This is a genomic window from Streptomyces sp. STAM6 (assembly GCF_054963715.1).
The window spans coordinates 96,203-122,333 of sequence record NZ_JBUEFZ010000012.1; the positions used below are offsets into that span (position 1 = coordinate 96,203).

Sequence of the window (26,131 nt, forward strand, 5' to 3'; positions counted from 1 at the left end):
CAGTGACGCCGAGTGATCCCTCGGACGCATAACGTCGCGTGCACTCGTGGGCCGTGGAGGGGGGACGATGGAAGAGCCGAGGCACGGATGCAGCGACGGTTCCACACCCCGGCAGGTGTCTGCGTGATCAGCGGTGGGAAGGAGGCCGCATGGGTGCCAGCGAGTCTCCGCGGGCCGGCGCCGGCATGGTGGGCCCTCTGCCGTCGCGGCCGGGCGGCCTGCTCGACATCCTGAACGTCGCCGCCGTTCTCCTCGACGCCGAGGGCAGGATCGATCTGTGGAGCCCGCAGGCCGAGAAGTTGTTCGGCTACACCGCCGAGGAGGCGCTGGGACAGTACGCCGGTCCACTGCTGCTCGACGAGCGGTACCTGGAGGAGGTGCTGGCCCTGTTCGCCCGGGTCATGAACGAGGGCGAGGACTGGGCCGGGACCTTCCCCGTCCGCTGCAAGGACGGCAGTACGCGCCTGGTGGAGTTCCGCAACATGCGGTTGCAGGACGACCAGCACGACTACTACGCCCTGGGCCTCGCCACGGACCAGGCGACCCTGCGGCGGATGGAGCGCGACCTGGCCCTGTCGGCCCAGCTGATCTCGCAGTCACCGATCGGGCTGGGCCTCCTGGACACCGATCTGCGCTACATCTCCGTCAATCCGGCGGAAGAGCGCATGAACGGCGTGCCCGCCGACAAGCACGTCGGCCGCCACGTCCACGAAGTGCTGCCCTTCCTGGACCCGTCGTTCGAGGCCGCGATGCGCGAAGTCCTGGCCACCGGCGTACCGATCCTGGACCAGTACACCGTCGGCCGGACCCCCGCCGACCCGGACAACGACCACGCCTGGTCGATCTCCTTCTACCGGCTCGAATACCCCAGCGGGGAAATCCTGGGCGTGGCCACGTCCAGCGTGGACGTCACCGACCGGCACCGCGCCATCGAGGAGCAGCGCCGTACCGCCCTCACCCTCCAGCGCAGCCTGCTTCCCCACCCGCCCCCGCAGCGGCCGGGCCTGGACATCGCCTTCCGCTACCGCCCCGCGCAGGCCACCATCGAAATCGGCGGCGACTGGTTCGACGTCATTCCCCTCAGCGGCGACAAGACCGCCCTCGTCGTCGGCGACGTCATGGGCAGCGGCGTCACAGCCGCGGCCACCATGGGGCAGCTGCGTACGGCCACCCGCACCCTGGCCGACGTCGACCTCGACCCCGCCGCGGTGCTGCACCACCTCGACCACATCACGGATGGTCTCGACACCCTCGCAACCTGCCTCTACGCCGTGTACGACCCCACGACCTGCCAGTGCCACATCTCCCTGGCCGGGCACCTGCCACCCGTCCTCTTCCACTCCGACGGCACACGCGAACTGCTCGACCTTCCCACCGGCGCGCCGCTGGGAGGCTGCGGCATCCATTTCGACACCACCTCCTTCGGTATCGAGCCGGGCGACCAGCTCGTCCTCTACACCGACGGGCTGGTCGAGACGCGCGACCAACCGATCGACACCCGGCTCGATTCCCTCCTCGACGCGCTCGACGACCCGAACCGCCCGCTGGACGACACGTGCGATCAGCTTCTGCGCACACTGCGCCACCCCGGGGACCGCGACGACGTCGCCCTGCTCATCGCACGCACCAGTCCCTTTCCGGGCGACGGACAGACCCGCAAGGGCTGAGCCCCGCCGGTGCGACGCAGAGCCGAGCGGGGTCGAGCGCAGTCAACGGGTGCTCAGCTCTCCGCCACCACGATGACGCAGTCACCCGCCGCGAACCGCACCGTCCCGCGCTTGTCCGGGTTGACCCTCACGCCGTAGGCCGGGGCGGTCGAGGCCTCGGCGCGCAGGCGGTATCCGATGGCGCACTCATGACGACGGCGCGCGGATTCGACGACGGTGGCGAAGCTGACCTCACGGTCCGGCGGGACGTAATCGGTGGCGGGCTTGAGGTGGATCTCGCTCCCGTCCGCCGTGAACAGCTCGTCGAACAGAGCCGCCAGGTGCCGGTTCTCCGAGATCTGCGTCATGAGCAGGCCGATCAATCGGCCGCTCACGATGAAGTCCGCGCCCTGCCGCACTGGGGCCAGCAGCCGGTTTCGGTCGTCGGTCATCTCCGTGACGACGGACAGTTCCCGCCGCGTGGACGCCTCGATGGAACGCAGGTGGAGCAGCGTGACGAGCGTACGGTCGTCCGTCTCCGTGCCGCTTTCCGAGCCACTTCCCGTACCGGTCCCCGTGCCGCACTCCGGGGGCCGGCTCTCGTCGCCGATCACCATCACGCTGTCGTAGGACGGCACGTCCAGCTTGGCCAGAGTGTGCTGCTGGGTGATGTCGCCGCTGTGGAGGCTCACCAGCAGTCGGCTGGGCGCCCGGCCGTTGGTCCCCGCCACGTGCATCGTCGCCGCGTCGCCCAGGGCCACCACGTCGAGAGTGGAACCGGGCCGTACGTACTGGTCGAGCTGCTCGATGATCAGTGGGGCTCGGCGGTTCCAGCCGAGGAGCAGCATGCGTTCGGGCGCCGGGGTGCGGGGGCAGGCCATGACGATCGCGTCCTCGTCGACGAGTGGGGCGGTGTCGGCGGGCACGGCGGTGTCATCGTCCTCCGTGATGAGGATGAGCTGATCGCCCACGCCGATCCGGGTATGGGGAGCCGGGTTGAGCGACGTGCTCCCGTCGGCACGGACGAGGCCCACGACCGAGGAGGTGGCGAAGGCCCCGAGCGCGTCGCCGAACGTGCGACCGGCGAGAGCCGCGGCCGGCACGACGTAGAACTCGTCACCCGCGAAGTCGAGCAACTCCTGGTAGACGAGGGACAGACCGGGCTGGCGCGAGGTCTGTACGAGCAGCCGGGCGACGATGTCGTCGATGCTGAGGACGTGTCCCTGCCGGCCCGCCGCGAGGGTGGCGGCCAGATGGTGGCGGGCGTCCCGTACGGCCGCGACGACGACGCGGTCGCCGGACGGGGCACCGGCCGCGTCCAGGGCCAGGAGTGTCTTCACGACATGGGCGTCACCGCTCCTGCCCACAGGCGGAAGCACGAGCACGGCCTTCGCGGCGGCCGGGCTCAGCCGGGTGAGCACCGTCGGATCGGTGGTGCGGCCGCTGCGACAGATGACGCGCGTGCTCCCGGTGCCGCCGACGTGGCAGGCGATCTCGGCGTCCATGTCGGTCTTGTCCTTGTCGGCGAGGACGGCGACGGCCGCTCTGCGCTGGTTGGCATTGGCGGCCACCAACTCCGTCAGGACGGGGAACACTTGGTCGGACCAGCCGAGCAGCACGGTGTGGCGCCGCTCCAGAACCACCGACCGGCCCCGCCGCAACGCCATGATGCGCTCACCGAGACCAGTGGTGATCAGGCTGACCAGCGCCGATACGAACAGCAGCGCCACGAGCGCCAGCAGGACCGACATCACGACGTAGAGCGGGGGGCCGACTTCGCCGCCCAGCTTCAGTGTGGTGCCGACGCTCTTCCAGACGGCCGACAGGCGATCGGAGGGGGTGGTGTGAGGGGTGCGGTCCGCCCACACCAGCACCACACTGGCCGGAACCACGATCGCGAGACACACCAGTGTCAGCCAGCCGATGAGTACGGGGGTGCCCTTGGCCATGAGGTTGTCGAACCCGTACCGGATGCGTGACCACGCTCGGGAAGCGAGCCCTGTCATGGAAACCCCCTCAACGCCGGGCGTCCGGGCCCGGTGCGCGTCGTGTCGCCGCCCCGGCCCGTCACGTCGCGGAGTGTTCCGCGCGGAGACGTGGACGAGGCGTCGCCCTCCTGGGCAGGTTCTGGCTCCTGTGTGTGGGGCGATGCCGCCACGGGCTGTCGCGGTGGCCGTCGCCGTACCCGCGCGTCGGCAACGTCCCGGCACGGGAGTCATGCCTGCGGCAGGCGTACGCACGCGGTCGCTCCCGGCCGCCTCCCGAGGCGGCGTGGCCGCTCGGTACTGACGCCACCGCCCAGTGGGTTCGCCCGAAGTTCCGGCGGAATGGTGCCGTTCGCCATGACGTGAGCCTTCGCTGTAGGTGCGCCCGTAAGTTCTTCGACCCAGTGTTGTGGCGCCACGCGCGCGAGCGCCGATCTTCGGCGCATCCTTCACCCGCACGAGGCGAGTCCAGGCCGTGCGCCCGTCCGTACACGAGGCCAGGCCGAGGTCGGGATCTTTGTGGCTTCTGCCAGTACAGCGCTCCGCCACGGTCCGTAGAGACTGCCGACCAGTGGCCGCGACGCGCCCCGGGAACCGGGGGCCGTGGCCAGGACATGCCGAAACGTAGGGAGGCAGCACGGTGGCCGTGCAGCAGTACGACGAGATCGGTGAGGCGTTCGAGGGATTCAAGTCTCTGCCGCTGGCACAGTACGGGGAGGTGCCCAGCTTCCTGAACATGGTCGGGGACGTACGCGGCAAGTCGGTCCTCGACCTGGCTTCCGGTACCGGCTTCTACAGCAGGGAGTTCAAGCGGCGCGGCGCCTCCGAGGTGCTCGGCGTCGACATCTCCGGCGAAATGGTCGCCGTGGCGCGAAAGTTCGAGGAGCGCGATCCGCTGGGAGTGCGCTACGAGGTGGGCGACGTGGCCGAACTGCGTCCCCTGGAGCAGCGCTACGACGTCGCCGTCGGGGTCCAACTGCTGCACTACGCACCGGACATCGCCGCCATGGAGCGGATGTGCCGCAATGTGCACCGGAGTCTGAAGCCGGGCGCCGAGTTCTTCGTCTTCGCCCAGAACCCCGACTACCGCTTCGACGGGCCGTCCCTGGCCAAGTACGGCTTTCTCTGCGAGCCGACCGGCGAGGAGATCGAGACCGGACCGCGCGTGAGGATCACGGCTCTGCTCGACCCGCCGATCTCGTTCGTCGGCACGTGCCCGCGCCGCGAGGTCTACGAACAGTGTCTGCGGGCAGCCGGGTTCAGCGAGGTGACCTGGGTCCCGCTGGAGGTGTCCGAGGCCGGCGTGGCCAAGTTCGGTGCTGACTTCTGGGCGGACTGCTTCGCCAACCCGCCGCTGGAGATGCTGCGCTGCCGCGCCTGACGTCAGACGGCGCTGTCGGCCCTTCCGGTGCTCCCGGAAAGGCCGGCGGCACGTCGCACGGCAGGGCCCGCCATCGTCTCGAGCGGTCCCGCCATCGTCTCGAGCGGCCCGATCGGCCCGATCGGCCGTGCCACCGGCCGGCCGCCCCCCGAGGTGTCCGCCGGCTCGTTGGTGTGGCGGTCACTGGCAGCCTCCCGCCGATCTGGCCGGCGGCAGGGTGCCCAGTGCGGCCGCGGTACGGGCGAGAGGTGTCGTCGTGATCTCCGCGACGCCGGACCGGCCGGCGACGCAGGTGTCGAGGCGGCGCCAGGCCGTTGGCACGCGGGTCGGGGCGGTGTGGAGGACGGCCGGGTTCCGGGCCACGGCCGAAGAGGAACTGACAGATCGCCATCGACGTGCTTATGATGCCGGCGATGATGAACTTCTCCTCGTACGGATTGGGGGAATCGTCCGCGCAAGGTGAGTGCTGATGGCACATCACCGCGCGAACGAGGTCCCGCCCCGCCTTCTGATGTGGCAGCGCGTGCGCGAGTACGCCGTGCCACCGTCCATGATCGACACTGCGACCGCACGGCGTGCGGCCGGTGACTGGGCGGGCGCTTGCGCCGCCGCCCGGATCGACGTAGATCTCGATCTGCGCGCCGTGCGCGACCGCCACGGCATTGATCTCTTCACCCACCTGCGTGCGGACCTGCGCCGGCTGGCGCCCGATCTGCTGCGCTGGCACATGCCCCGCATCGCCCCCGACGGGCGGCTCCGGCCCGGACTCACGCTTTCCCTCGCCCACTACCGGACTTCCGGCGCCACACCGTTGCAGCTGGTGGTGCGTACACCGCCGGCCTGGGCGGACGCCGGGCAGCGGATGTCGCTGGCCCTGTGGGAGGAGTCCACGAACGATGCCCCCAGGCATCATCCGCACCCCCATCCCGACCGGCGTTTCCGGCTCGATCTGCACCGGCATCTGTGGGACGCCGGGCGAAGCGGCGAACTGGCGCGGCGGTGCGCTGCGGGCCGGGCACCGGAGCCCGTCACGGGGCCGCCCGGGCCGCCCGACACGGCCCGCAGCCCGAGCCCCTGGGATCTGCTGGATGCGGCGGATCCGTCGGACCTGCCGGATCGGCCCGATGGGACGGATCGGCCCGCCGTCGACGATGACGCGTGGGCGTCGGCACGTTGGGCCGCTGAGGCGGAACTGCTGTTGCGGGCCGAGGGACACGCTCACGGAGCCTTCACCGTGCGGCTCGGTGCGCGCAGCCGCGCCGTGTTCGAACTCGTCGCCCCTGACGACAGCCATGCCCCGACACTCCGGCCACCGCGGCACGCGCTGCCGCCCCAGCAGGTCGCGGCGCTTCCGGTGTTGCCCGAGGCGGCGGTGCGGGTCCTTCCGGACCTGGAGCTGTTGCGGGCCGGGCTCATCCGGACGGAGCGGCTGCATCCGCTCGTCGCCGCGGCCCTGTCGGCGGCCGGCTCGGTGACCCCGCGCGGCGCGGCACCGGCGGCCGGGCCCGCCCCCGAGTCGGGGGATCCGCACCGGGTGACGTGCCGGGGCGAGGTCCACCGGATCGCGCTGCGGGACGGTGCGCTCACCGCGATCGACCACGACGCCGGCGAGCTGCGCCGGGAAGAGCTGCTGGTGGCGCTCGGCGGGCCCGCACTGCCCTGCCTGAGGGCGATCGACGCGGTCCACCGCAACCCCGAGGCACTGCCCGCGGTACGTGAGCGGCTCGGCCACGGTGACGTCGCCGGGGCGCTGGCCGTCGTCGAAGGGCTGCTCGGTCCGGGAGCGGTCCTGCGCGACGGGCCGCTCAAGGACGCGTTGGAGTCGGCCGCGGCACGCCGAATCGACCACGGGCTCTTCCGCTCGGGGCTGGTCGCCGTGCACCCCGCGGCCGGTACCACAGGGGACGGGAACGCCTCCTACGCCAGGAACACCGATTCCGGCCACCGCCCCCGGCTCACCCGCCACGTACCTCTCCCGATGCGCCGCAAGCGCGGCAGCCGGACCCGGCCCCGCACCGGGCTGACCGGCTGACGGGCCGACCGCCGGCCCGGCGACCCACCACCGAAGCGATGTGCCCGCACCGCACGGTGCGCACCACGCCCCTCGACATCCGGAACGGACGACGCCGTCTCGTTCCCTGATCCACCCAAGGTGATGTCCATGACCTCCAGCACCCTCCTGCCCCCCGTCCCGGCCCCGACCGCGGAGGCACCTGCGGGCCCTTCCGCCGGCGTGAGCCCCGGAACACCCGCCCCCACCCACTCGGGCCAGGCCGTCACCGACGCTCAACTCGCCGTCGCCGACGACCTGCTCACCCTCCTGCGCAAGACCACCACCGAGCCACGCCCCGACGAGCAGCTCGAGGCGCTCACCCTGGCCGTCGCGGCCGACCTGCCGGTACTGCTCTGGGGCGAGCCGGGCATCGGCAAGACCGCGGCCCTGACCCAGCTCGCCACCACCCTGGATCTGCCGCTGACAACCGTGATCGCCAGTGTGCACGAACCGTCCGACTTCTCCGGACTGCCCATCGTGGGCGACGACCCCGCCGTGCGAGGTGTGCCCATGGCACCGCCGCAGTGGGCCGTCGAACTCGTACGGGCCGGACGGGGGCTGCTCTTCCTGGACGAACTCTCCACCGCCACCCCGGCCGTCCAGGCCGCGTTGCTGCGGGTCGTCCTGGAGCGAAGGGTCGGTGCGCTGCAACTCCCGGCGGGGGTACGGATCGTGGCCGCCGCCAACCCGCGCGCGTCCGCCGCGGACGGGTGGGAGCTGAGCCCACCGCTGGCCAACCGGTTCGTCCACCTGTACTGGGTGCACGACCGGGAGGTGGTGGTACGCGGACTGGGCGGAGTCTGGCCCCTGGCCCAGCTGCCCCGACTGGTGCCCGAGCGGCTGCCGGAGGCGGTGGCGTTCGCCCGGCGGGCCGTGTGCGGCTTCCTCGAAGCGAGGCCGACGCTGATCCACCGGCTGCCGACCACCGAGACCCGGCGGGGCGGCGCCTGGCCCTCGCCCCGCAGCTGGGAGGCCGCGCTGACCCTGCTCGCCTTCGGTACGGCGGCGGGCGTCTCGCGCGAGGTCCTCGCACTGCTCGTACGGGGTGCGGTGGGGGACGGCCCGGGCCTCGAACTTCTCGCCCATCTGGACCGGATGGACCTGCCCGACCCGGAGTCGCTGCTGGCCGACCCGGCGTCCGCCGAGCTGCCTGAGCGGGGCGATCTGCGTCAGGCCGCGCTGGAAGCGGTGGTGGCCGCCGTCGGGGCGCGACCGCAGCGGGAGCGATGGGAGGCCGGCTGGGCGGTGCTGGTGCGAGCGCTGGAGACCGGCGCCCCGGATCTGCTGGTGGCCCCGGCGACGGCGCTGGCCGCGTTGCGGCGCGACGACTGGGAGGTGCCGGAGGCGGTGGAACGCCTGGCCGCGGTGGTGGGTCTCGCCCGGCGGGCCGACCTGTCGGTGGGGCGGGCCACGGTGACGGCCGCCGGGCGGACGACGGGCCCGGCGGGGACGCGCCGATGACGGGGGCTTCTCAGCGTCCTGGGCCGCGCCCTGGGCCGCGTCCACACGCGCATCCACGCCCGTATACGCGCCCGCTGCCGCGCCCCATGTCCCCGCCCGCGCCGCCGCGGCCGGTGCGCGCCACCATGCCGGGGGCGCCGGCCGGCTCCGGCGGGCCGGACGACCGGCGCGGGCTTCCCCTCGACATGGAGAAGCTGCTGGCCGCCCGCCTGCACGCGGTGAAGGTCCGCCCCTACCTGGCGGCGGCGCTGTTCGCCCTGCACGTGGTGGAGGACCGGTCCGTTCCCACCATGGCGGTGGACGCGCACTGGCGCTGCTACGTCTCCCCCGGCTTCGTGGCGCGCACCCCGGTGGAGGAACTGGCCGGTGTCTGGGTCCACGAGGTCTCCCATCTGCTCCGTGACCATCACGGGCGGAGCGAGCGGTACGCACGCGAGCACGGCGAGCACGGACCGGGCGAACGGTTGCGGCGCAACATCGCCGCCGACTTCGAGATCAACGACGACATCTACGGTGACGGTCTTCCGATGCCCACCGGAGCGGTACTGCCGTCGCTGCTGCGGCTGTCCGACGGGCTACTGATGGAGGAGTACCTGCGCACGGCGTCCATGTCGGGCCTCGCCGCGGACCTGGCCTGGCTCGACTGTGGCAGCGGTGCCGACGGACAGCACCGCCCGTGGGAGCGGGGACCCGACGGCGCACACGGGCTGACCAGGCAGCAGCGGGACGCGGTCCGCTTCCGGGTCGCCGAGGGAATCAAGGGGCGGCCGGGCGACGCTCCGGAAGGATGGCGGCGATGGGCGGAAGAGGCGTTCCATCCGCCCCAGCCGTGGCGGCAGTTGCTGGGTGCGGCGGTCCGCTCGGCGGCGAGTGCGCCGGGCGTGGGTGAGAACCACACCTACCGGCGGCCGTCCCGGCGCTCGGCCAGTGTCCCCGGGGCGGTGCTGCCGAGCCTGCGGCGTACGCCGCCCCGGGTCTGCGTCGTGATCGACACCTCCGGCTCGGTGAGCGACGCCGAGCTGGGCAGCGCGCTGCTGGAGGTGGCGGCGATCTCCCGGGCGGTCGGCGGGCGGCGCGACCTGGTCTCGGTGATCTCCTGCGACGCGGCGGCCGGGATCGCCGTCCCCCTCTGCCGCGCCGAGAACATCGAGCTGGTCGGCGGCGGCGGAACGGATCTGCGCTCCGGGTTCGACAGGGCACTCCGCTCGCGGCCCCGCCCCGATGTCATCGTCGCCCTGACGGACGGCCAGACGGCGTGGCCTTCCGCCCAGCCTCCCTGCCGCACCGTCGTCGGCCTCTTCCCCCGCCCTTCCCGTGCAGTGAACGAGAGCGACCCGGACTACGTCCCGGACACCCCGCCGGCCTGGGCACGTGTCGTCACCATCGGCTGAGCGCACCCAGTGGTACGCGTCGGTGGAGCCCTGGGGGGGCCGGTTCGCGTCGAGGGACGACCGCCGTCACCCGGCCGTGCTTGTCGGCGGGTCGGTCAGCCGGCGGCCGGCCGGTGGTCGGCGCCGAAGCGGGGCACATCGGCCGGCGACAGGTCGGGACGCAGCCGGACAAGGCGCACGGCATGCCTCCAGCGGCCCTCTTCCACAGCCATGTCTCCACTGATCTCGGCCACCTGCTCGGGAGCGACGAGCACGACGGTCAGCGTCTCCCGGCTCCGCCATCCGGCGGTGAACGTCCGTCCTCGCCATGCGTGATCGGGGGCACCGGGCGTGAGCTGCGTGCCGACGTCACCGCCCACTCGGGCGGACAGCACGGTGCTGCGCCCGACGTACCGGAGGTCCCCGGCATCGCCGAGGCGGCCGAGGAGCAGGCTGGTCGGCCGCCGCAGCGTGCCGGTGACACCGCCGATGATCGCTTCGGTGGTGTTCCGGTACCGGATCTTGTCCCAGCCGCGCACGCCCGGCTGATAGGGCCGGCGCAGCCGCTTGGCGACGAGTCCTTCCATGCCCACGGCGGACCACTCCCGTATCCACCGCTCCGCTTCGGCCCGGTCGAGCGTCATCGGGCACAGGGTCCACGGAGGCCCGAGGGCGGCTTCCGTGAAAAGCGACTCCAACCGTCGGCGGCGGTCTTCGTACGGCAGGGGCATGAGGTCGGTGTCGGCGAGGTGCAGCAGGTCGAACGCGACGAAGTGTGCCGGTGCGGCGCGGATCTCGTCGGCCACTGCCCGCGGGCCGCGGCTGATGCGGCGTTGCAGCCTGTCGAACGCGATGCGCCCTTCGTGCCAGACGACCAGTTCACCGTCCAGCAGCGTGTCGTCCGGAAGGTCCCGCTCGGCCGCTGCGGCGATGTCGGCGAAGGGCTGGTTCAGGGCGGTGCCGCGACGCGACAACAGCCGGACCGGGCCGTCGGCGGGGCGGGCGACGAGGCACCGGAACCCGTCCCACTTCGGTTCGTAGGCGACACCGGAAGCGGGCAGGGTGTCAGTCGGTGTCGACAGCATCGGTTCCGGGACGTGCAGCACCATGCCCCGAGCCCTACCACCGCGCGCGGCCTCCGTACCGGTCTCGTGCCCCGTGCGCCCACTCGCCGTGGTGCGGCGGGACGGGGCACCCGTGACATTGGCTACGGTCGGCGCATGGAAACGTGGGATGCGGGCGGCGTTCGACGTCGGCTGCGCGAGATGGCGGCCCAGGACCCGGCACGGGAGCGTTTCGGGGCGGGGACGCACCGTTATGAGCTCGCCCCCGCACTGCCGGAAGCGGACGTCGGAGCCTTCGAGGAAGCCCACGGCATCGAGCTGCCCGCGGAGTACCGGACCTTCGTCACGGAGGTGGGCGACGGGCCCGCCGGTCCCGGTCATGGGTTGATGCCGTTGACCGTCCCCCGCCTGGAGGCGGATGAGGAATGGGCCGTGGACGACGAGTGGGAGGAGGATCGGCTGCCCGGTCGGCTCGCCGCGCCGTTCCGCCTCACCGAGCCCTTGCCCGGCAGGATCGGCGCGCAGGCCGACGGACTGACGCGGGGCTCGCTGATGCTGGTGGAAGAAGGCTGCGGTATCTACGTCCGGCTCGTCCTGAATGGCCCGCGTGCGGGCGAGATCTGGCGGATCGATCCGGACTGGGGCGGCTTCGTGCCGGTGAGCCCCGGCTTTGGCGGCTGGTACGCCGAGTGGCTGCGGTGGCCGTGAACGTGCTTCACACCGCGCTCCTCCGGGAACCGAGCCGAGACGCGGTCGGCCGGGATGCGGCGCCGCTGCTGCTCGCGGGGAGGGACGGAATGGGACGCCCATCACCGCACCACCCAACCGCGACCTGCTCCCCACGCGCCCGGGAGCAGGTCGCGGCAGCTTGCGGCCTCCGTTCCGTTGTGTCTCGCTCCCGGCAGGGCCGGGAGCGTGCCGGTCAGAGCGTGGCGCAGCCGACCGAGACGGGCAGTCGGGCCGACCAGCGCTTGGAGAGAACGTCGTACGCCTGGGCGTAGCCGTTCAGCGGGCGGCCGTACTGGGAGCAGTCGGTCAGCGTGGTCTTCTTGCCGAAGCTCCCGCCGGCGAAGCCGGCATACCTGGTGGCGTTGGCGGTGCCCGACCACAGGACGCGGTTGTCGCTGTTGCGGCGGATGACCAGGCGGACCTGGCCGATGTTGTAGTGGTCGCCGTTGAGCTGGATACGCGGGACGTCCTCGTCGCTCCTGCTGGTGCAGGTGTCGCCGTCGCACTGCCGCGTCGGGTACCACCGGGACTTCCACAGCCGGGTGGAGACCCTCCTGTCGTCGGCTTGGGCGTTGTCGCTCCGGGCCTGGGCCCTGACACTCGGGCGCACGCACACCACGTCGCCCGGGTATGCCTCGCGCCACACGTAGCCGGTGGCACAGGCATTGGGTCCGTTGCCGTTGTTTCCGGGTGACCGGCGGGCGTCCGCCTGGGCGTTGTCGCTCCGGGCCTGGGCCCGGACGCTCGGGACCACGCAGACGTGGTCGCTCGGGCGGGCTTCGCGCCAGACGTAGCCCTCTCGGCAGGTGTCGGGGCCGTAGTTGCCGGCAAGACTGACGAGGTCCGAGCCGCCCGGTGCGGCCGCGGGTGCGTCGCTCCCGGCGTCGGTCTGCCGGGGAGCCGGCGTTTCGCTCTTCGCGTCCGGCGTTGTGCAGGCTGCCCCGGTCGCGGTGAGGACCAGCGCCAGAACGGCTACGGCCGCCCGGCGCCGGACCTGGCGCGGGAAGGGATGAGGTGTGATGGTGTCGTCGCAGGTGTTGTCGTACGGGATGTTGTCGCGGTGCATGAACGCCCCCGATGGCTCCTGGCCGCGTTCCCCCACGAAGCGGCCGCGCACGGGCTGAGACGAGGGTCCGGCGCGCAGGGGTTCCCGGCGCGGGCCGCTCATGTCGAGCAGGTTCGACGCATGCGGCTCGTGCGTCAGGCTCGGCTCACGCGCCCATCCCGTGTTGCGTTGTGCGGCCGGTGGCGGGCCTTCAACGCCCTGTCCACCCTGCCTCGGTCGCACATGTTTCTGAAATCGGGACACGCGTTCGGACATGCGGTGGTCGCATCCGCCGATCGGCGGCGGCGGGCCACCCGCCGGGGCCCCGGCCGCCCGGAGCTACTGGGCGGAAACATTACGGTTTGGCTGAAACTCCCTCCCACCTTAAGCGACCGCTTAGCATGGCCGCGCCGCGGTGTTCCCGTACGCCCCGTCCCCTGGGAGGGCCCATGCACGACCGCACCGATTCCGCTGCCGCAGACAGAGGCACGCGCCAGCTCTTCGAGCACGCGTGCCGGCACCTGCTGCGGCACGGCACACACTTCACCGACACCGTCGTGGAGAAGATCCGCGCCGAGGTGCCGTACTACGCGGATCCGCTGCTGGCTCCGCCCGACGTGTACCGGACGGTGGCCACCGGTATCCGGCACAGTCTGGAAGCCTGCGTGGACCCGGGCAGGATCGTGGACGTCGAGCGGTACACGAGGGAACTGGGCACGAACCGCGCGGAGCAGGGCCGTCCCCTGGACGAGGTGCTGCACGCGTACCGGGTCGCCGGTTCCGAGGTCTGGAGCGGAATGATCGGAGTCGTGGAGCGGGAAGAGCTCGGTGACGCGCGGCGGCTGGTGCACGTCGCCGAGCTGGTGTGGAAGACCAACGACCGGGACGCCGTCCTGGTCGCCGACGCGTACCGCCAGGTCGCCGAGGGCGTCGCCAGCCGCCACCGCGAACGCGTCCGACTGATCCTCGCGGCCCTGCTGGAGACCCGCGACGACCCCGGGTTCACCCGGAAGGCGGCGGCCATCCTCGATCTGCCGCCGGACGGACGCTTCGCGGTGGCGGTGGTGGCGGCGACTCCTCCCTACGGCCGGCTTCCCGGCACCACTCCGGAGATCCGCGGAATCCGGATCCTGCGCCACGCCTGCGGTACGCGCGACGTGCTCGTCGCCCACCTGGGTGAACGGCCCCTGGACGCCCTGGTTTCCGGGCTGGAGGCAGGTCCGGGGCTGCGGATCGGGGTCAGCCCGGTCGTACAGGGGCTGGAGCAGGTGGCCCGGGCCGGCGACATGGCGGCGCTCGCCCTGCGTACCTGCCGGGCCGACGGTGAGACGGCCCGGCTCGACACCCGGCTGCCCGACGGTCTGCTGGTCTCGCGGCCGGACCTGTCCGCCGAACTGGCGCACACGGTGCTCGGGCCGCTGTACGACCTAGAACCCGGCGACCGAGACACCCTGTTCGACACCGTCACGGTCTGGATCGAGAACGGTGGGTCCGCCGCCCGGGCCGCCCAGCGGATGTTCTGCCACCGCAACACCGTGCTCAACCGGCTGCGCCGGCTCGAGCAGACGACCGGACTCGCCCTGGACCGCCCCCGCGATCTCATGCGGCTCACACTCGCGCTGGACGCCCGGCGCCTGCTCGGCCCGACCACGGCGCTCGGCGACCACCGGGAGCGCAGTCCCCTCGCCTGATTGGGCGCGGGCACAGTCCCCGGCCCCCGTGGTTGGGAGGCGGCAACGACGCGGGTCCGGCGCATGGACGGGCAAGCGCGCGGCTGGTCTGGTGGGCGTCTCGTCAGACGGCACCACACGCGTGCACGCCCGCCAGGAGACCGACATGACCCACCCGTACGACCCTTGGCGCCCTCACAACGCCCCGTACTTCCAGGGTCCCCCGCCCACCCAGGGCTCCGACACGCCCGAGTACTCCCCGCACGCCGAGCCCGCGGAGTACTCCGGCCATCACCCACCACGAACCCCTCATTCGCACCACGGGCCACGCCGCTACCGGCCCGGGCTGTCCTTCGCCTCGGTCAACGGCACGGCCCTCGCGCTGCATCTGCTGCTCGCCGCCTCCGCCGACGACTTCATGGCGACCCGTGTCTGGGGTGAGACCACCATCGGCACGTCGGCACTCCTCCTCCAGGGCTGCCTGCTCGTGTGGACGGCGTCCCGCTACGACCGCCGGGCGGGCGGCAGCCTCAGCCCCGCCGAGCGGGAGTCGGTGAACTGATGGCTCCGGAGACCGTGCTCGCCGTAGTCGGCACCCTGGACAGGGACACGCGCGCCCTGGTGCTCGTGGGCTTTCTGACGTTCATCGTCCCGATCCTGTTCATCTGCGTCCTCAGCGGCCCGGAAAGGGACCGGGTCAACGAGTTCTACACCGCGGGCCGCAGACTGCGGCCCCTGCGCGGGGCCCTCGTCCTGTCAGGTGTCTACCTGTCCGCCGCGACCGTGCTCGGCACCACGGGAAGCGTCGCGGTGTTCGGCTACGACGGTTTGCTGATCGCCCTGTGTACGGTGCTGTCGCTGGGCGTACTCCTCCTGCTGGCCCGCCCCTTGCGCGAACGCGCCGGCTACACCCTGGGCGACACCTTCGCCCTGCGGGCGCAGGGACCCGCGGTGAGGATCGCCGTAGCCCTCGTGACCCTGGCCGCCTGCGTGCCCTATCTGGTGGTGCAGCTGTCCGGCGCGGGCGTGGCCACGGCCGCGCTGCTGGGGTTGTCCGGCCCGGGTGCCGAACAGGCGGCCATAGTCATGATCGGCGCACTGGTCGTCTGCGCCACGGTGTTCGGCGGCATGCGCGGATCGATCGTGATCCAGGTGATCAAAACGGTGGTACTGCTCGGCGCCGCCCTCGCGGTGACCGCCGTACTGCTCCACCGCTTCCACTGGAGCACCGACCTCCTGACCGACGCGGCCGCCACGGGCAGCCGCCGACCCGACGGATACCTGCGCCCGGGCCTCCGGTTCGCCGGCAGTACCACCGACACCGTGGCCACGCTCGACTTCATCGGCCTGATGCTCACCATCGTGCTGGGGGTGGCCTGTCTGCCTCATGTGGCCATGCAGCTCAGCACCGCTCCCGACGCGGCGGCGGCACGCCGCACCGTCCGCCACACCATCGGCATCGTCGCCGGCTTCTGCCTCACCACCGCCCTGATGGGCCTGGGGGCAGCGGCGCTGGTGGGAGCTCCGGCCATCATGGAGGCGGACCCCGCGGGCAACCACACGCTGCTCATGCTCACGGCCGAACTGGCGGGCGGACCGGCCGCCGGTACGAACGGCGCGATCCTCGTCGCACTGGTCTCCTCCGCGGTGTTCCTCACCACGCTCGCCGTCGTGGGGAGCGTCACCCTGGCGGCCGCCGGGGCGATCGCCCACGACCTCTACACCAAGGTCCTGCGCCGTGGCCGCACGACGGAGGGCCGTGAGGTCGCCGCGGCCCGCATGGCGTCAGCCGGGGTCGGGGTTCTCAGCATCAGCCTCGCCGTCTGGGTCCAGGGCTGGAACGTCCTGTTCCTGTCGGCGTTGTCCCTGGCGGTGGCGGCCTCCTGCCTGCTGCCGGCCCTCGTGTACTCCCTCTTCTGGAGCGACTACACCCGGACCGGCCTGCTCTGGACCCTGTACGGAGGGCTTGGTTCGGCCGTGGGTCTCCAGCTCTCCGGCCCGGTCTTCTCCGGCTCGCCCCTGGCGCTCTTCCCTGACTGGCACCTCGACTGGTTCCCGCTGCAGACGGTCGTCCTCGTATCGCTGCCCGCCGCGTTCCTGTTCGGCGTCCTGGGCAGCGTCTGGGAAAGGCGACGGCCGCGGCTCGTGAGGGCCTGAACAGCGCGACCGCGCTTCCGGGTCGCGTCACCGAGCGGGCCGGTGGAACCGGACCTCCGGGTCCTGTGCCGTCGGCCCGTCGAGGAGTGGCTGGGGACGGTGGCGGAGGTGGAGGTCGAAGAAGGCCGCCGTGTAGGCGCGCGTGAGGTCGACGGCCCGGCGGGGAGAGATCGTCGGGGGCGTGCCGGGGTAGGACAGGTTCAACTGGTCGAAGAGGACCGGCATGTCGGAGAAGGTGAAGTGGTGGGTGCCCGCCACGCCCACCCAGCGCTTCCAGCCGTCCAGGTTCCGCCAGGCGGCGTCCCAGGTCGTGTCCTCCCCGCCCGGCCGGTGGACGTCGTCGTCCGTGCCCAGCATCATGAACGGCCGCTTCCCGAGCCCGTCCTCCGGTACGGGGTCGCCGAACGCGCCGTCCATGTTGACGCCGGCCCGAACGCGGCCGTCCCGCGCCATGACCGAGGCCGCGGCCGCACCGCCCAGCGAGTGGCCGGCCGCGCCGACCCTCGTGCGGTCGATGAGTGCCGCGTGCGGCCATGCCGGACGTGGCCCCGTCAGCCGGTCGAGCAGGAACGACAGATCCTGGGCGCGATTGACGGTCGCCTTGCGCATGTCCTCCGGCGTCTTGGCCTTCTCACAGGCCACACAGGTGAGCACGCGGCCGCCCGGGAAGACCGTGCCGGACGACTCGAAGGCGTGGTCCACCAGGGCGACGACGTAGCCCCGGCCGGCGAGGTCCTCGGCGAGTGTGGTGAGGGTGAATCGTGGGGCCCCGAAGCCCGGTGACAGCAGGATGAGCGGATGGCGGCCGCGCTCCGGCCGGGCGTTTTGGACACTGTGGGAGCGGGTGGCGCTCAGCTTCGCGACGGCCTCGGCGTCCTGCCCGCCCCCGGCCTCGACCAGAAGCCGCGCCTCGCGCGAGTCCGCGTACGGAGCGCGGGTGCGCGCGGCCGGGCGGGCCGGGTAGTACAGGTCGACCATGAGCTCGCGCGGCCGGTCCGGTACCCACAGGTCCTGCCGGGAACGGTCGACGAGGTGCACGGTGGACCGGCCGACGGACGACGGTCCACCGGGGCTGGGCAGCAGCACCCCGGGGTCGATCCGCCGGACGGCGGCGGGAACCGCCCGGTCCGTGGCAACCTGCGCGTGAGCGACCGGGGTGGCGACAGCGAGGGCGCCGACGAAAGCGCCGACGAGGGCCACGGCGGCGGCCGGACGCCGCATACGTAACGTCTCCATGCGACAGACGATAAGCAGGCACCAGTGCCGCGGACGTCACCCGTGGGTCGCGGTCGCCTACGACCTGAGGCCTACGCCGGTCGGTCCGTCAGTGGGTTGACGCCGTCGGAAGCCGGGCAACCACCGGCCACGGGCGCCGTCGGCCGGCCGATGTCCGACACAGACGCTCGATATTCGGTGGCGGACGGCGTTGTTGGGTACCACCATGCCCCCATGGCCTCAGGCGAGCGCATCAACGAACCGGCGCTGACGCGGTGGACGCCCTCGACCGTCCATCCCGATCTGTGGGTCGACCCGGAGGACGATCCGCGCGAAACCGATGCGGAGACGGCCGATGAACGCGGCACGCTTCTCGATCAACTGCGTTACTTCCGCCTCACCATGGAGATGAAGTGCGCGGGCCTTGACGCGGAACAGATGGCCCGGCGCTCCGTTCCACCCTCCACGATGTCCCTGCTGGGGCTGGTGCGGCACATGGCCGAGAACGAACGGCACTTCCGCCGGATGGCAGGCGAAGACTGCCCGAGGCTGTACCGCACCGCCGACGACCGCGACGCCGACTGGAACGGCGCGGTCGCCGACCCGGTGGTCGTGGTGGGCGCCTGGCGTCAGTGGCGGGCCGAGGCCGAACGAACCGACCGGTTCGTCGACCGCTTCGCCGACCTCGGCACCCCAGTCGTCGGGAGCGTACGGCTTCGCGACCTCCTGGTGACCCGGGCAAGCCGTTGGGGACCGGTCCCGGGATGCACGCCGGTGTGCCGCGGACGTCACTCGCCGCCCCTGCCGTTGCTCGACGGGCCGAAGAACTCGATCTCGGCGAGGGCGACCTGCTTGTTCTCGGCGGCGCCGTAGGCCGAGCCCAGGATGAAGCGCACGGCGGTGACGGTGCCGACTCGGAAGGGGAGGCGTTGTCCGCCGGCGCCCTGGTCGAGGGTGAGTGAGCGCCTTGCCGTTTTACCGTCGGCCGTGGTGATCAGCGCATCGAGGCGGTGGGGAAGGGCCGACTCGGAGAGTTGGTCGGGGCGCGTGGAGACGCCGGGGGTGATGACCAGGTCCAGGAGGCGGATGGGTCGGTCGAAGCGGGCCTCGATCCATTCGCCTTCGCCGGACCGGGCCACTCCGGGGCCCCACCAGGTGTTGTTCCGCTTGTCGAAGACGAGTTGCGGCGAGTGGCCCTCGTACGACCGTGAGGCCGTGATGGTGTCGGGCGCGACGGGGGCCCGCTTGGCGAAGTGGTCGCGAACCGCGTCGACGGCCTTTCCGGCGTTGAGGCCGGCGGTGATCAGCGCGGCCAGCACCAGCGCGCCGACGACCAGGTTCATGATCCGTCCCAAGCCCCTGCGCAGGCGTGGCCGGTCTCCGGCCCATGGGGTCGGGCGGTTGCGGAAGTTCAGCAGGCGGCGCCACCAGGGCCTGCGCCCTGGGTTCGCCGACGCGGGGGCGCCGGACATCGGCATGGCGCACCGGCCGCAGAAGTGCCGGTCCGGGCGGTTGGGGGTGGCGCACCAGGGGCAGGGGACGCCGCCGTCGGCGCCGGTCTCCCGGCCCGGGGCTCGCACGTGGGGGCGGTTCGCGACCGGGCGGCCCGGGAGGACGGGCGCCACCGACGGCCGCTCCGGCGCCCGGGGTTCGGAGTCGGAGACGGGCACGAGCAGGGACCTGGCCCGCGCCACGGTGTCGTCGGGAGCGGTGGTGGGGCCTGGGGTCGCGGACGGCTGTGGCCGCGTGGGAGCCGTGTCATCGGCGGGAGCGGCGGTCGGGCCGGCCGGGCGGTCGGCCGAGCCGCGGTCGGCCGGTTCGGGGGTGCCGGTCCGGGAGGTGCCACCGGGGTTCCCGGGGCTGTCTCCCGGCACGGCGTGGACGTCGCTGCCGCTGGTGGGCGCCGGTGGCGAAGCCACCTCCCTCGGGGTCGGCCGCGGTCCTGTGCCGGGTCGCGCGGGACGGTCCCGTTCCGGGTCGTCGCCGTCCTCCACCGGCTCCGTGTCCCGGCCGGCGGCTCGGGTGGGCGGCGCGCTCTGGGGTGCCCCGGGGTCGGGAGGCTCGGCGGCGGCGTCCCGCGGCGCGGGCCCGGTCGCCCCGGTACGCGTCGGGGCGGGAGCCGGGACGCGACCGGCGGCTGCCCCGGTCCGTTCCGGGGCGTCGGACGTCCAGCGCAGTACGGCACCGCACGAGTCGCAGAAGGACTGGCCTGGTTCCGCCCGGGTGCCGCACTCGGCGCAGTTGGTGGCGGCCCCTTCCCTCCCGGAGCCGGTGCCGGGGGTCTGACGGGTCATCTCTGGGGAGTCCTCTCGGAAGCGGTCACCTGGACCGTGTACGGCATGTGGGCGGGGCGGGCGGCTGCCACGAGGCGGTCGAGCCGGTGCTCGTCCGCCGGGGTCGGGTCGGGCAGTCTCAGGACGACGTGCAGACGGGGGCGGCGTTCTCCCGGGACCGGGCCGAGGGGCCGGGCGTTCCAGTCGGCGGCTCCGCTCTCGGTGATCTCCGGCGCCACGCCGAAGGCCAGCAGGACGGCTTCGGCCAGGCCGCGGCGGGTGCCCCGTACGCGGTGCAGGTGCGCGGCCGCGGCGACGGCGGCGCGCAGCCGGTCCTCGGGCTCGGTGCCGTCGGTCTCCGCGCCGACCCAGCCGCCGAGCCACTGGGTGAAGTCGGCCGGGGCGAGTGCCGGGGTGAAGTAGGTGTCCAGGCAGTCGAGGACGTGGAGGATCGGTGCGAGGACCTCGTCGAGGCCGGCGACGAATCGCTGAGCCAGGTCGTCGTCGGCGAAGACGGCCGGCAACAGCGTGCCGATCGGCGCGGAGGACGCCAGTCCGTCGATGGATCCCCTCATGAGGCGTCGCCGATCACACGCACCTTGTGGTCGAAGGAGAACACCAGGGACGGGGGGTCGAGGTCGATGCGGTCCGTCGCCTCCCCGCGCTTCCCGGTCAGCGGGTCGGCGGGGTGGAGCCGTACCTCGTCGACGAGTTCGACACCGGGTACGCGCTGTAGCACGGCGAAGATCTCCCCGGACTGGACGGGGCGTCCGAACGGCCATCCCTTGCCGTCGGTGCCGCCGGTGAGGGGGTCGATGTGCCGGTAGAGCGCGTCGTGGACCTGGCGGCGTACGCGGTCGGTGTCGACGCCGCGGAAGGCATGGACGGTGGCGACGACGGTCACGCCCTGGTAGAACGGCGGCCCGACCGCCAGTCGTGTTCCGATGAGGCGCCGCTCGTCGAGGTGCCGGGTGATGCGTTCCAGCAGGGCGTTCTTCGGGACGAGTTGTTCGAAGCGCAGGCGTCCGCCCGGATCGACGACCGCCTGGGGGACGACGAGAACCCTGACGGCGTACGCCCCGTGCCGGCCTTCGTCACCCTCCAGGCACGTGATGCGGGCCGTGTCGGGGGCGGCTCGCCGGGCGAGTTCCTCGTAGTCGCGCAGTGTGACGGCCCGTTCCTGGGCGCGCAGTGTGATGGGGGCGCGGGTCTTGGCCTCTTCGACGGTTTCGCCGTCGACGCCGCCGCGGGCGGCTTCCCGGTTGACGACCTCGGCCACGTAGGGGATGGAGCTGCGCAGCACTCGGACGGCGCCGCGGGCGACGTTCCCGGCGCGGCCGCCGCCGGTGCGGTAGCGGCGTGCCCGGACGACCGAGCCCTTGGGCGGGGTGGCTCCGTACTGGCGCAGGGTGCCGTCGGGTTGGCGTACGGCGGGGCCGAAGGCGATTTCGCCGGTGGCGGCGTCCAGGGTGATGTGCCGGTCGTGCGGACCGGAGGCGGCGAAGTGCGGGACGACCTTCCAGTCGGTCCAGCCGTCGTGGTCGGCGGTCTGGAGGTGCAGCGGCGGGTCGTCGCCGACGACGGGCGTATGGGCCAGGCTCAGGCGCTGTCCGGGCAGGCCGGTGGCCTCGCCGAGGGCTTCGTCGTGCACCGTCTCCGCGTGTACGGCGACCATGGTGCCGCCGATGGTGAAGGCCCGCGCGGACCGGACGGTCGGCGAGGTGCTGTAGAAGGGCTGGCCGGGCAGCGGCTCGGTGACGCGGCAGCGCAGCCAGCCGGCCTGCCGGCCCGCGGTGCGGGAGACGACGTGACCGGCCGGGACGTGCAGGACGACCGCGCCCGGCCGGTTCAGGCCGCCGGTGTCGTCCCGGTCGACCTCGCACCGCTCCCAGCCGTCCTCGGTCCATGCCTCCCACACCAGGGGCGGCTGGCGGGGGTCGACGCCCACGCCGTCGACCCGGCTGTCCAGTTCGAGCGCCACCGCGCAGTGCGGTACGGCTGTGCTCAGGCCCAGGAGCATGCAGTCGCCGGACCGGGGCGCGTCGGCGAAGCACGACACGTCCTTGCCCTCGTCGAGGTCGTGGGTCCGGTCGGCGACGGCCGAGCCGCTGTTCTGCACGACGAGGCGGGTCAGATCGCACGAGGCGATGGTGAGTTTGCGTTCGGTGGCGAAGACGACGGCGTCCTCGCTCTCGGTGCGGAGCGTGGCGACCTCGGTGCCGGCCGGTACGACCACGGGATCCTCCTGGGGGGCGGAGAGCCAGAAGGTGACGTCGGTGCGGGCGGCCATGGGCGGGAAGAGGGTGATCCCGACGAGGTCCAGGAAGGCCAGGTGGTTCTTTTCGGGAACGCGGTTGAGCCGGTAGACGATCTGGTCGGCCATGTGGGCGACCGCTTCCACGAGGGTGACGCCGGGGTCGGACACGTTGTGGTCCGTCCATTCGGGGGCGCGGCTCTGGATGTAGCGCTTGGCGTCGTCGACGAACTGCTGGAAGCGGCGGTCGTCGAGGTTCGGGGAGGGCAGGGCCATCAGCGGTCGCTTTCGGGGAGGTCGCCCGAGTCGCCCGGGCGGGGCTCGTCGTGTGCGGGAATGACGTAGAACGGGAAGACGAGGCTGCGCGGATTGTTGGTGCCGCGGATCGAGTAGCGCACGTCGATGTAGAGCACGCCCTGCTCGGCTCCGGCGGTCACCTCGACGTCGTTCACCTCGATGCGGGGCTCCCAGCGGTCGAGGCTCGCGTACACCTCGTGCTGGATGCGGCCGGCGGTGGCCTCGTTGACCGGGGCGAACACCAGGTCGTGGATGGCGCAGCCGTATTCGGGACGCATGGGCCGCTCGCCGGGGGCGGTGGCCAGCACGAGCCGGATCGCCTCCTCGATCTCCCGCTCCCCGCTGACCAGCGCGATGGCACCGGTGGGTCCGATCCTCATCGGGAAGGCCCAGCCTGAGCCGACGAACTGCTCGGACATCAGATCACCGGCTTTCCGTTGGCGGTCACGAGGCCCTGCAGGGGGATGCTGATGGCCCGTATGCCCGCGTTGGCGACGGAGTTGATCTGGACGCTCGCGGCGCCGAGCTGTGCGCTGCCTTTGGCCTGGAGGTCGAGAGCGCCCAGTGCGCTGACCCGGATCGCGCCGGCGACGGACTTGAGGTTGACCACGCCGCGGCCTTCCAGGGTGAGGGGCCCGCCGCTTTTGATCGTCAGGGACCGGCGCGCGCTCAGGGTGAGGTCCGTGCCTGCCTCCACCGACACCTGTCCGCCGCCCTTGATGGTGACGGAGCCCTTGCTGTCCACGGTGATCTCGGTTCTGGTGCGGTCGAGGTTGATGGTGAGCCGGTCGTTGCCGGTGGCGATCCGCACGCCTTGCTTGCGGGCGCCGGTGGGCTGGCTCAGCAGGTCCACCCTGTTGCCCTGCCGGTCGGACAGGGTGTGGCGGATCGCCTGCTTGCGCAGTCCGTCGTGCAGGGGGACATCCCTGACGTCGGTCGGCTTGTCCCGGCCGTTGTAGAGGCCTCCGACGACGTACGGGTGGTCCAGGGCCCCGCGGTCGAAGGCCACCAGCACCTCGTCGCCGACGTCCAGCGGGAAGATGCCTCCGCCGCCCTTGCCCCCCATGTGGACGGTGCGCGTCCAGTCGCTCACGTAGGTGTCGTCGAGCCAGGGGAACTGCAGCTTCACCCTGCCCTGTTTCAGCGGGTCCTGTACATCGGTGACGAGCGCGTTGGCGACGCCCGGGAGCCGCGGACGGGTCGTGGTGCCACCGCCGGAGGTGAGGCCGAACAGCGAGCGCCACTGCCGCCCGCTGACCGTCACCCAGGTCGTGTACTCGCCACCGCTGCCGAAGTCGTGCCGTACGGAGGTGACCGTGTACTTGCCTTCGAACGGGGCGCCGACGTCCCGGAGCGTGACTGGTACCCCGGGGCGCAGCCGGGGATTGCCACGGACGGTCACTTCCAGTTCCGCGAAGGAGGAGGTGATGTCGTCGGCGAGGGAGCGTGCCGCGAAGGCGACCTCGGACTGACGGTCGTAGGGAGTGTCGGTCTCGACCAGTGTGGTGGCCCCGAAGCGGGCACCCGCCTTCCTCGGCGTGGTGCCTATCGCGATGGCGGGGTTGGCCGCGGCGGTGGCCGTGGCGGTGAGCTTCCTCTTCGTCGTGACGTCCCAGCCGCGGGACTCGACCGTGCCGACCTGGTCGGCGGCGGTGACGGCGGCGCGGCAGCGCAGCACGTCCTGCCCGGCGTGCAGGACGAAGGGGCTCTTCTCGCCGTCCGTGCTCGTCGGAGGTGCGCCGGACGCGGGGTCCGGTGCGGCGAACCGGAATCTGCCGTCGCCGTCCAGCGACATGACCATCTCGTTCTCGTCGGCGAGCCGGGCCAGGAAGTCCCAGTCGGTCACGTTGGCCTGGCTGATGAACTCGTGGACCGTCTTGGTGGGCTGCACCCTGCCGACCGGGATGCCGCTCGTTCTCACGAGCTTGCGGACGATGTCGGAGGCCGTCTGGTTGCGGTACGCGGCGACCCTGCGCTGTCGCATCAGGCGGTGGCCCTGGTCGTAGCCGCGTACGACGGTGAACGTACCGGTGCCGTCGTAGTCGGTCTCCATGCCGGTGACCTCGCCCGTGAGCAGCGGTGTCCCGGTGCCCTGGCCGGCGGACACGGGCGCCAGGACCACCTTCGTACCGAATTCGACGCCCAGTTTGCCGAGCAGCAGTCCGTGCGGATCGCGGAAGGTGAGCCGGAAGGCTCCGGGAACACCCGCTCCGAGGTCGACCCAGGCGCCCATGAGGGCGTTGGTGTACGTGTCGGGGAGCTTGGCGCCGTTGAGGGTGAGGTGGATGACGTTGGAGAAGGATGCCTGCACCATCAGGAAGCACTCATTTCCTCGGCCGCGGGCAGCACCAGCTCGACACCTGCCGGCAGTCGCGTCGGGTCGTCGATGCCGTTGGCTTCGGCGATCGCCCGCCATGCGGCCGCGTCTCCGTACTCCCGCCAGGCCAGTGACTCCAGCGAGTCTCCGGCGACGACCCGGTGCACGCGCCGCGCGGTGAGCGCGCCCGAGGTGGGGTTCTGGCCCTTGGTCCGGCTGGGGATCTCGTGGAGATGCACCTGGCAGGTGGCCCTGATCGGAACGCCGGTCGTACCGAACAACGTGTAGGTCGCGTCCACCGAGGAGACGTACGCCGTGAACCGGGCGGTGGAGAACGCCCCCCACTGGAAGACCACCCACGGTGTGGACGGCTGCTTGGCCGCGATGCTCTTCGACGTCACCTCGCAGCAGGAGAACAGCGCTTCGACCTTCTTCAGAACCGAGTTGCCGCCCGGGTCGTCGGAGGAGTCGAGGAACACCTCCAGCGTCATTTCGCGGGGCTCGGGGCCCATGAACTCGGGCAGCGCACCGTCGCGCACCGCTGCCGTGGGGGTGGTCTTCCACCGTGCGCGCCGGCTCAGTCCGAGCTGTGACGGGTTGAAGTCGAAGGCGAAGTTCCTGATCAACCCGCCGGGTGTCGTGCTGTGGCCGATCGGCGGCTCGTGGATGGCGAGCGTGGCCCGCACCAGACTCCTGCCGGCGCCGCCCTTGGCTCCCTTGCCTGGCATGTGTGGCGATCCCCTCAGTCCGTGAACCCGTGGTGCGTGATCTCCAGTACCTCGGTGGCCACTTGGGGACTGGCCGGGTCGAGGGACGGTCCCTGCCAGCTGACCGGCAGCACGTCGATCAGGCCCCAGCGGGCCACCTCGGAGCCGTCGGCGCGCAGGGCCGCGATCTGGGCGGTGGGCCTGGTGACGCCCGTGGTCACGGAGGAGATCCACGCCGCGACCTTGGCGGTGTCCGCGGTGAGCGGCCGGGTCAGGCGGATGGAGGAGAAGGTCACCCGGGACGGGAGCTGCCAGACGAACCCGTTGTTGCCGCCTTCCTGGTGCTGCTCGATCTCCACCGCCGAGGACAGTCCCTCGCACCCGTTGAAGCGGCCGAGGCTCTCGCCGTCGATGGTCAGGGTGAAGAAGATGGAGGAGCCCGGGTCGCGTTCGCTGGGCATCGGATGGCCTTTCTGGGTGGTGCCGTACCGGTCGTCGTACGGGGCA

22 protein-coding genes are annotated in these 26,131 nt (G+C 72.2%); 10 read left to right on the forward strand and 12 right to left on the reverse strand.

Annotated elements, in window-relative coordinates; genetic code table 11:
* Positions 1-149 precede the first annotated feature (149 nt).
* Positions 150-1,667 carry a SpoIIE family protein phosphatase gene (locus tag ACY34K_RS16945; RefSeq protein WP_462747753.1) on the forward strand — a complete coding sequence of 506 codons (1,518 nt, stop codon included), beginning with the start codon at positions 150-152 and terminating at the stop codon, positions 1,665-1,667.
* A gap of 53 nt (positions 1,668-1,720) precedes the next feature.
* On the opposite strand, the gene ACY34K_RS16950 is transcribed toward ACY34K_RS16945, so the two are convergent.
* A complete protein-coding gene (locus ACY34K_RS16950; protein WP_462747756.1) occupies positions 1,721-3,652 on the reverse strand; it encodes a CASTOR/POLLUX-related putative ion channel in 1,932 nt (643 codons plus the stop codon).
* Between the two features lie 619 nt (positions 3,653-4,271).
* Here ACY34K_RS16950 and ACY34K_RS16955 point away from each other — a divergent pair.
* The gene (locus ACY34K_RS16955; RefSeq protein WP_462747758.1) at positions 4,272-5,012 is read left to right on the forward strand and encodes a class I SAM-dependent methyltransferase; all 741 of its coding nucleotides are present in this window, start codon (positions 4,272-4,274) and stop codon (positions 5,010-5,012) included.
* Positions 5,013-5,192: 180 nt separating this feature from the next.
* On the opposite strand, the gene ACY34K_RS16960 is transcribed toward ACY34K_RS16955, so the two are convergent.
* Positions 5,193-5,375 (reverse strand): hypothetical protein, encoded by a 183-nt coding sequence (locus ACY34K_RS16960; RefSeq protein WP_462747760.1) that lies wholly within the window; start codon positions 5,373-5,375, stop codon positions 5,193-5,195.
* Positions 5,376-5,481: 106 nt separating this feature from the next.
* On the opposite strand from ACY34K_RS16960, the gene ACY34K_RS16965 reads away from it, so the two are divergent.
* From ACY34K_RS16965 to ACY34K_RS16975, 3 genes are all read left to right on the forward strand, one after another.
* Entirely contained in the window at positions 5,482-7,044 is a 1,563-nt protein-coding gene (locus ACY34K_RS16965; protein ID WP_462747762.1) for a hypothetical protein, read from the forward strand.
* A 129-nt stretch (positions 7,045-7,173) separates the two neighbouring features.
* Positions 7,174-8,526 (forward strand): AAA family ATPase, encoded by a 1,353-nt coding sequence (locus tag ACY34K_RS16970; protein ID WP_462747764.1) that lies wholly within the window; start codon positions 7,174-7,176, stop codon positions 8,524-8,526.
* Positions 8,527-8,651: 125 nt separating this feature from the next.
* A complete protein-coding gene (locus tag ACY34K_RS16975; protein WP_462747945.1) occupies positions 8,652-9,917 on the forward strand; it encodes a vWA domain-containing protein in 1,266 nt (421 codons plus the stop codon).
* Positions 9,918-10,012: 95 nt separating this feature from the next.
* Here the strand turns inward: ACY34K_RS16975 and ACY34K_RS16980 are convergent, their stop codons facing one another.
* Positions 10,013-11,005, reverse strand: coding sequence for an ATP-dependent DNA ligase (locus tag ACY34K_RS16980; RefSeq protein ID WP_462747767.1), 993 nt, complete (start codon positions 11,003-11,005; stop codon positions 10,013-10,015).
* 111 nt (positions 11,006-11,116) lie between these two features.
* Between ACY34K_RS16980 and ACY34K_RS16985 the strand changes: the two genes are divergently transcribed.
* On the forward strand, positions 11,117-11,668 hold the full coding sequence (locus ACY34K_RS16985; protein WP_462747770.1) for an SMI1/KNR4 family protein: 552 nt from the start codon (positions 11,117-11,119) through the stop codon (positions 11,666-11,668).
* Between the two features lie 214 nt (positions 11,669-11,882).
* On the opposite strand, the gene ACY34K_RS16990 is transcribed toward ACY34K_RS16985, so the two are convergent.
* Positions 11,883-12,857, reverse strand: a complete 975-nt coding sequence (locus ACY34K_RS16990; protein WP_462747772.1) for a hypothetical protein — start codon at positions 12,855-12,857, stop codon at positions 11,883-11,885.
* 326 nt (positions 12,858-13,183) lie between these two features.
* Between ACY34K_RS16990 and ACY34K_RS16995 the strand changes: the two genes are divergently transcribed.
* From ACY34K_RS16995 to ACY34K_RS17005, 3 genes are all read left to right on the forward strand, one after another.
* Entirely contained in the window at positions 13,184-14,425 is a 1,242-nt protein-coding gene (locus ACY34K_RS16995; RefSeq protein WP_462747775.1) for a PucR family transcriptional regulator, read from the forward strand.
* A 145-nt stretch (positions 14,426-14,570) separates the two neighbouring features.
* Positions 14,571-14,966 carry a hypothetical protein gene (locus ACY34K_RS17000; RefSeq protein ID WP_462747778.1) on the forward strand — a complete coding sequence of 132 codons (396 nt, stop codon included), beginning with the start codon at positions 14,571-14,573 and terminating at the stop codon, positions 14,964-14,966.
* Positions 14,966-16,561: a sodium/solute symporter gene (locus tag ACY34K_RS17005; protein WP_462747781.1), complete on the forward strand. Its 1,596-nt coding sequence runs from the start codon at positions 14,966-14,968 to the stop codon at positions 16,559-16,561. The genes ACY34K_RS17000 and ACY34K_RS17005 overlap by 1 nt, the downstream gene beginning before the upstream one ends.
* A gap of 27 nt (positions 16,562-16,588) precedes the next feature.
* Here the strand turns inward: ACY34K_RS17005 and ACY34K_RS17010 are convergent, their stop codons facing one another.
* The gene (locus ACY34K_RS17010; protein WP_462747784.1) at positions 16,589-17,797 is read right to left on the reverse strand and encodes an alpha/beta hydrolase family protein; all 1,209 of its coding nucleotides are present in this window, start codon (positions 17,795-17,797) and stop codon (positions 16,589-16,591) included.
* A gap of 177 nt (positions 17,798-17,974) precedes the next feature.
* On the opposite strand from ACY34K_RS17010, the gene ACY34K_RS17015 reads away from it, so the two are divergent.
* Positions 17,975-18,649, forward strand: coding sequence for a mycothiol transferase (locus tag ACY34K_RS17015; RefSeq protein WP_462747787.1), 675 nt, complete (start codon positions 17,975-17,977; stop codon positions 18,647-18,649).
* Here the strand turns inward: ACY34K_RS17015 and ACY34K_RS17020 are convergent.
* Genes ACY34K_RS17020 through ACY34K_RS17050 form a run of 7 tightly spaced genes read right to left on the reverse strand, consistent with a single transcriptional unit; the run spans position 18,565 to position 26,085 of the window.
* Complete coding sequence (locus ACY34K_RS17020; protein ID WP_462747790.1) at positions 18,565-20,070, reverse strand: NADase-type glycan-binding domain-containing protein; 1,506 nt, start codon at positions 20,068-20,070, stop codon at positions 18,565-18,567. The genes ACY34K_RS17015 and ACY34K_RS17020 overlap by 85 nt on opposite strands.
* Complete coding sequence (locus tag ACY34K_RS17025) at positions 20,067-20,624, reverse strand: phage tail protein (protein WP_462747792.1); 558 nt, start codon at positions 20,622-20,624, stop codon at positions 20,067-20,069. The genes ACY34K_RS17020 and ACY34K_RS17025 overlap by 4 nt, the downstream gene beginning before the upstream one ends.
* Complete coding sequence (locus ACY34K_RS17030; RefSeq protein ID WP_462747794.1) at positions 20,621-22,579, reverse strand: putative baseplate assembly protein; 1,959 nt, start codon at positions 22,577-22,579, stop codon at positions 20,621-20,623. The genes ACY34K_RS17025 and ACY34K_RS17030 overlap by 4 nt, the downstream gene beginning before the upstream one ends.
* Positions 22,579-23,019: a GPW/gp25 family protein gene (locus ACY34K_RS17035; protein WP_462747797.1), complete on the reverse strand. Its 441-nt coding sequence runs from the start codon at positions 23,017-23,019 to the stop codon at positions 22,579-22,581. Before ACY34K_RS17035 ends, ACY34K_RS17030 begins: the two co-directional genes overlap by 1 nt.
* Positions 23,019-24,914: a VgrG-related protein gene (locus ACY34K_RS17040; RefSeq protein WP_462747800.1), complete on the reverse strand. Its 1,896-nt coding sequence runs from the start codon at positions 24,912-24,914 to the stop codon at positions 23,019-23,021. Before ACY34K_RS17040 ends, ACY34K_RS17035 begins: the two co-directional genes overlap by 1 nt.
* The gene (locus ACY34K_RS17045) at positions 24,914-25,645 is read right to left on the reverse strand and encodes a CIS tube protein (protein WP_462747803.1); all 732 of its coding nucleotides are present in this window, start codon (positions 25,643-25,645) and stop codon (positions 24,914-24,916) included. The genes ACY34K_RS17040 and ACY34K_RS17045 overlap by 1 nt, the downstream gene beginning before the upstream one ends.
* A 14-nt stretch (positions 25,646-25,659) precedes the next feature.
* Positions 25,660-26,085, reverse strand: a complete 426-nt coding sequence (locus ACY34K_RS17050; RefSeq protein WP_462747805.1) for a phage tail protein — start codon at positions 26,083-26,085, stop codon at positions 25,660-25,662.
* Positions 26,086-26,131 lie beyond the last annotated feature (46 nt).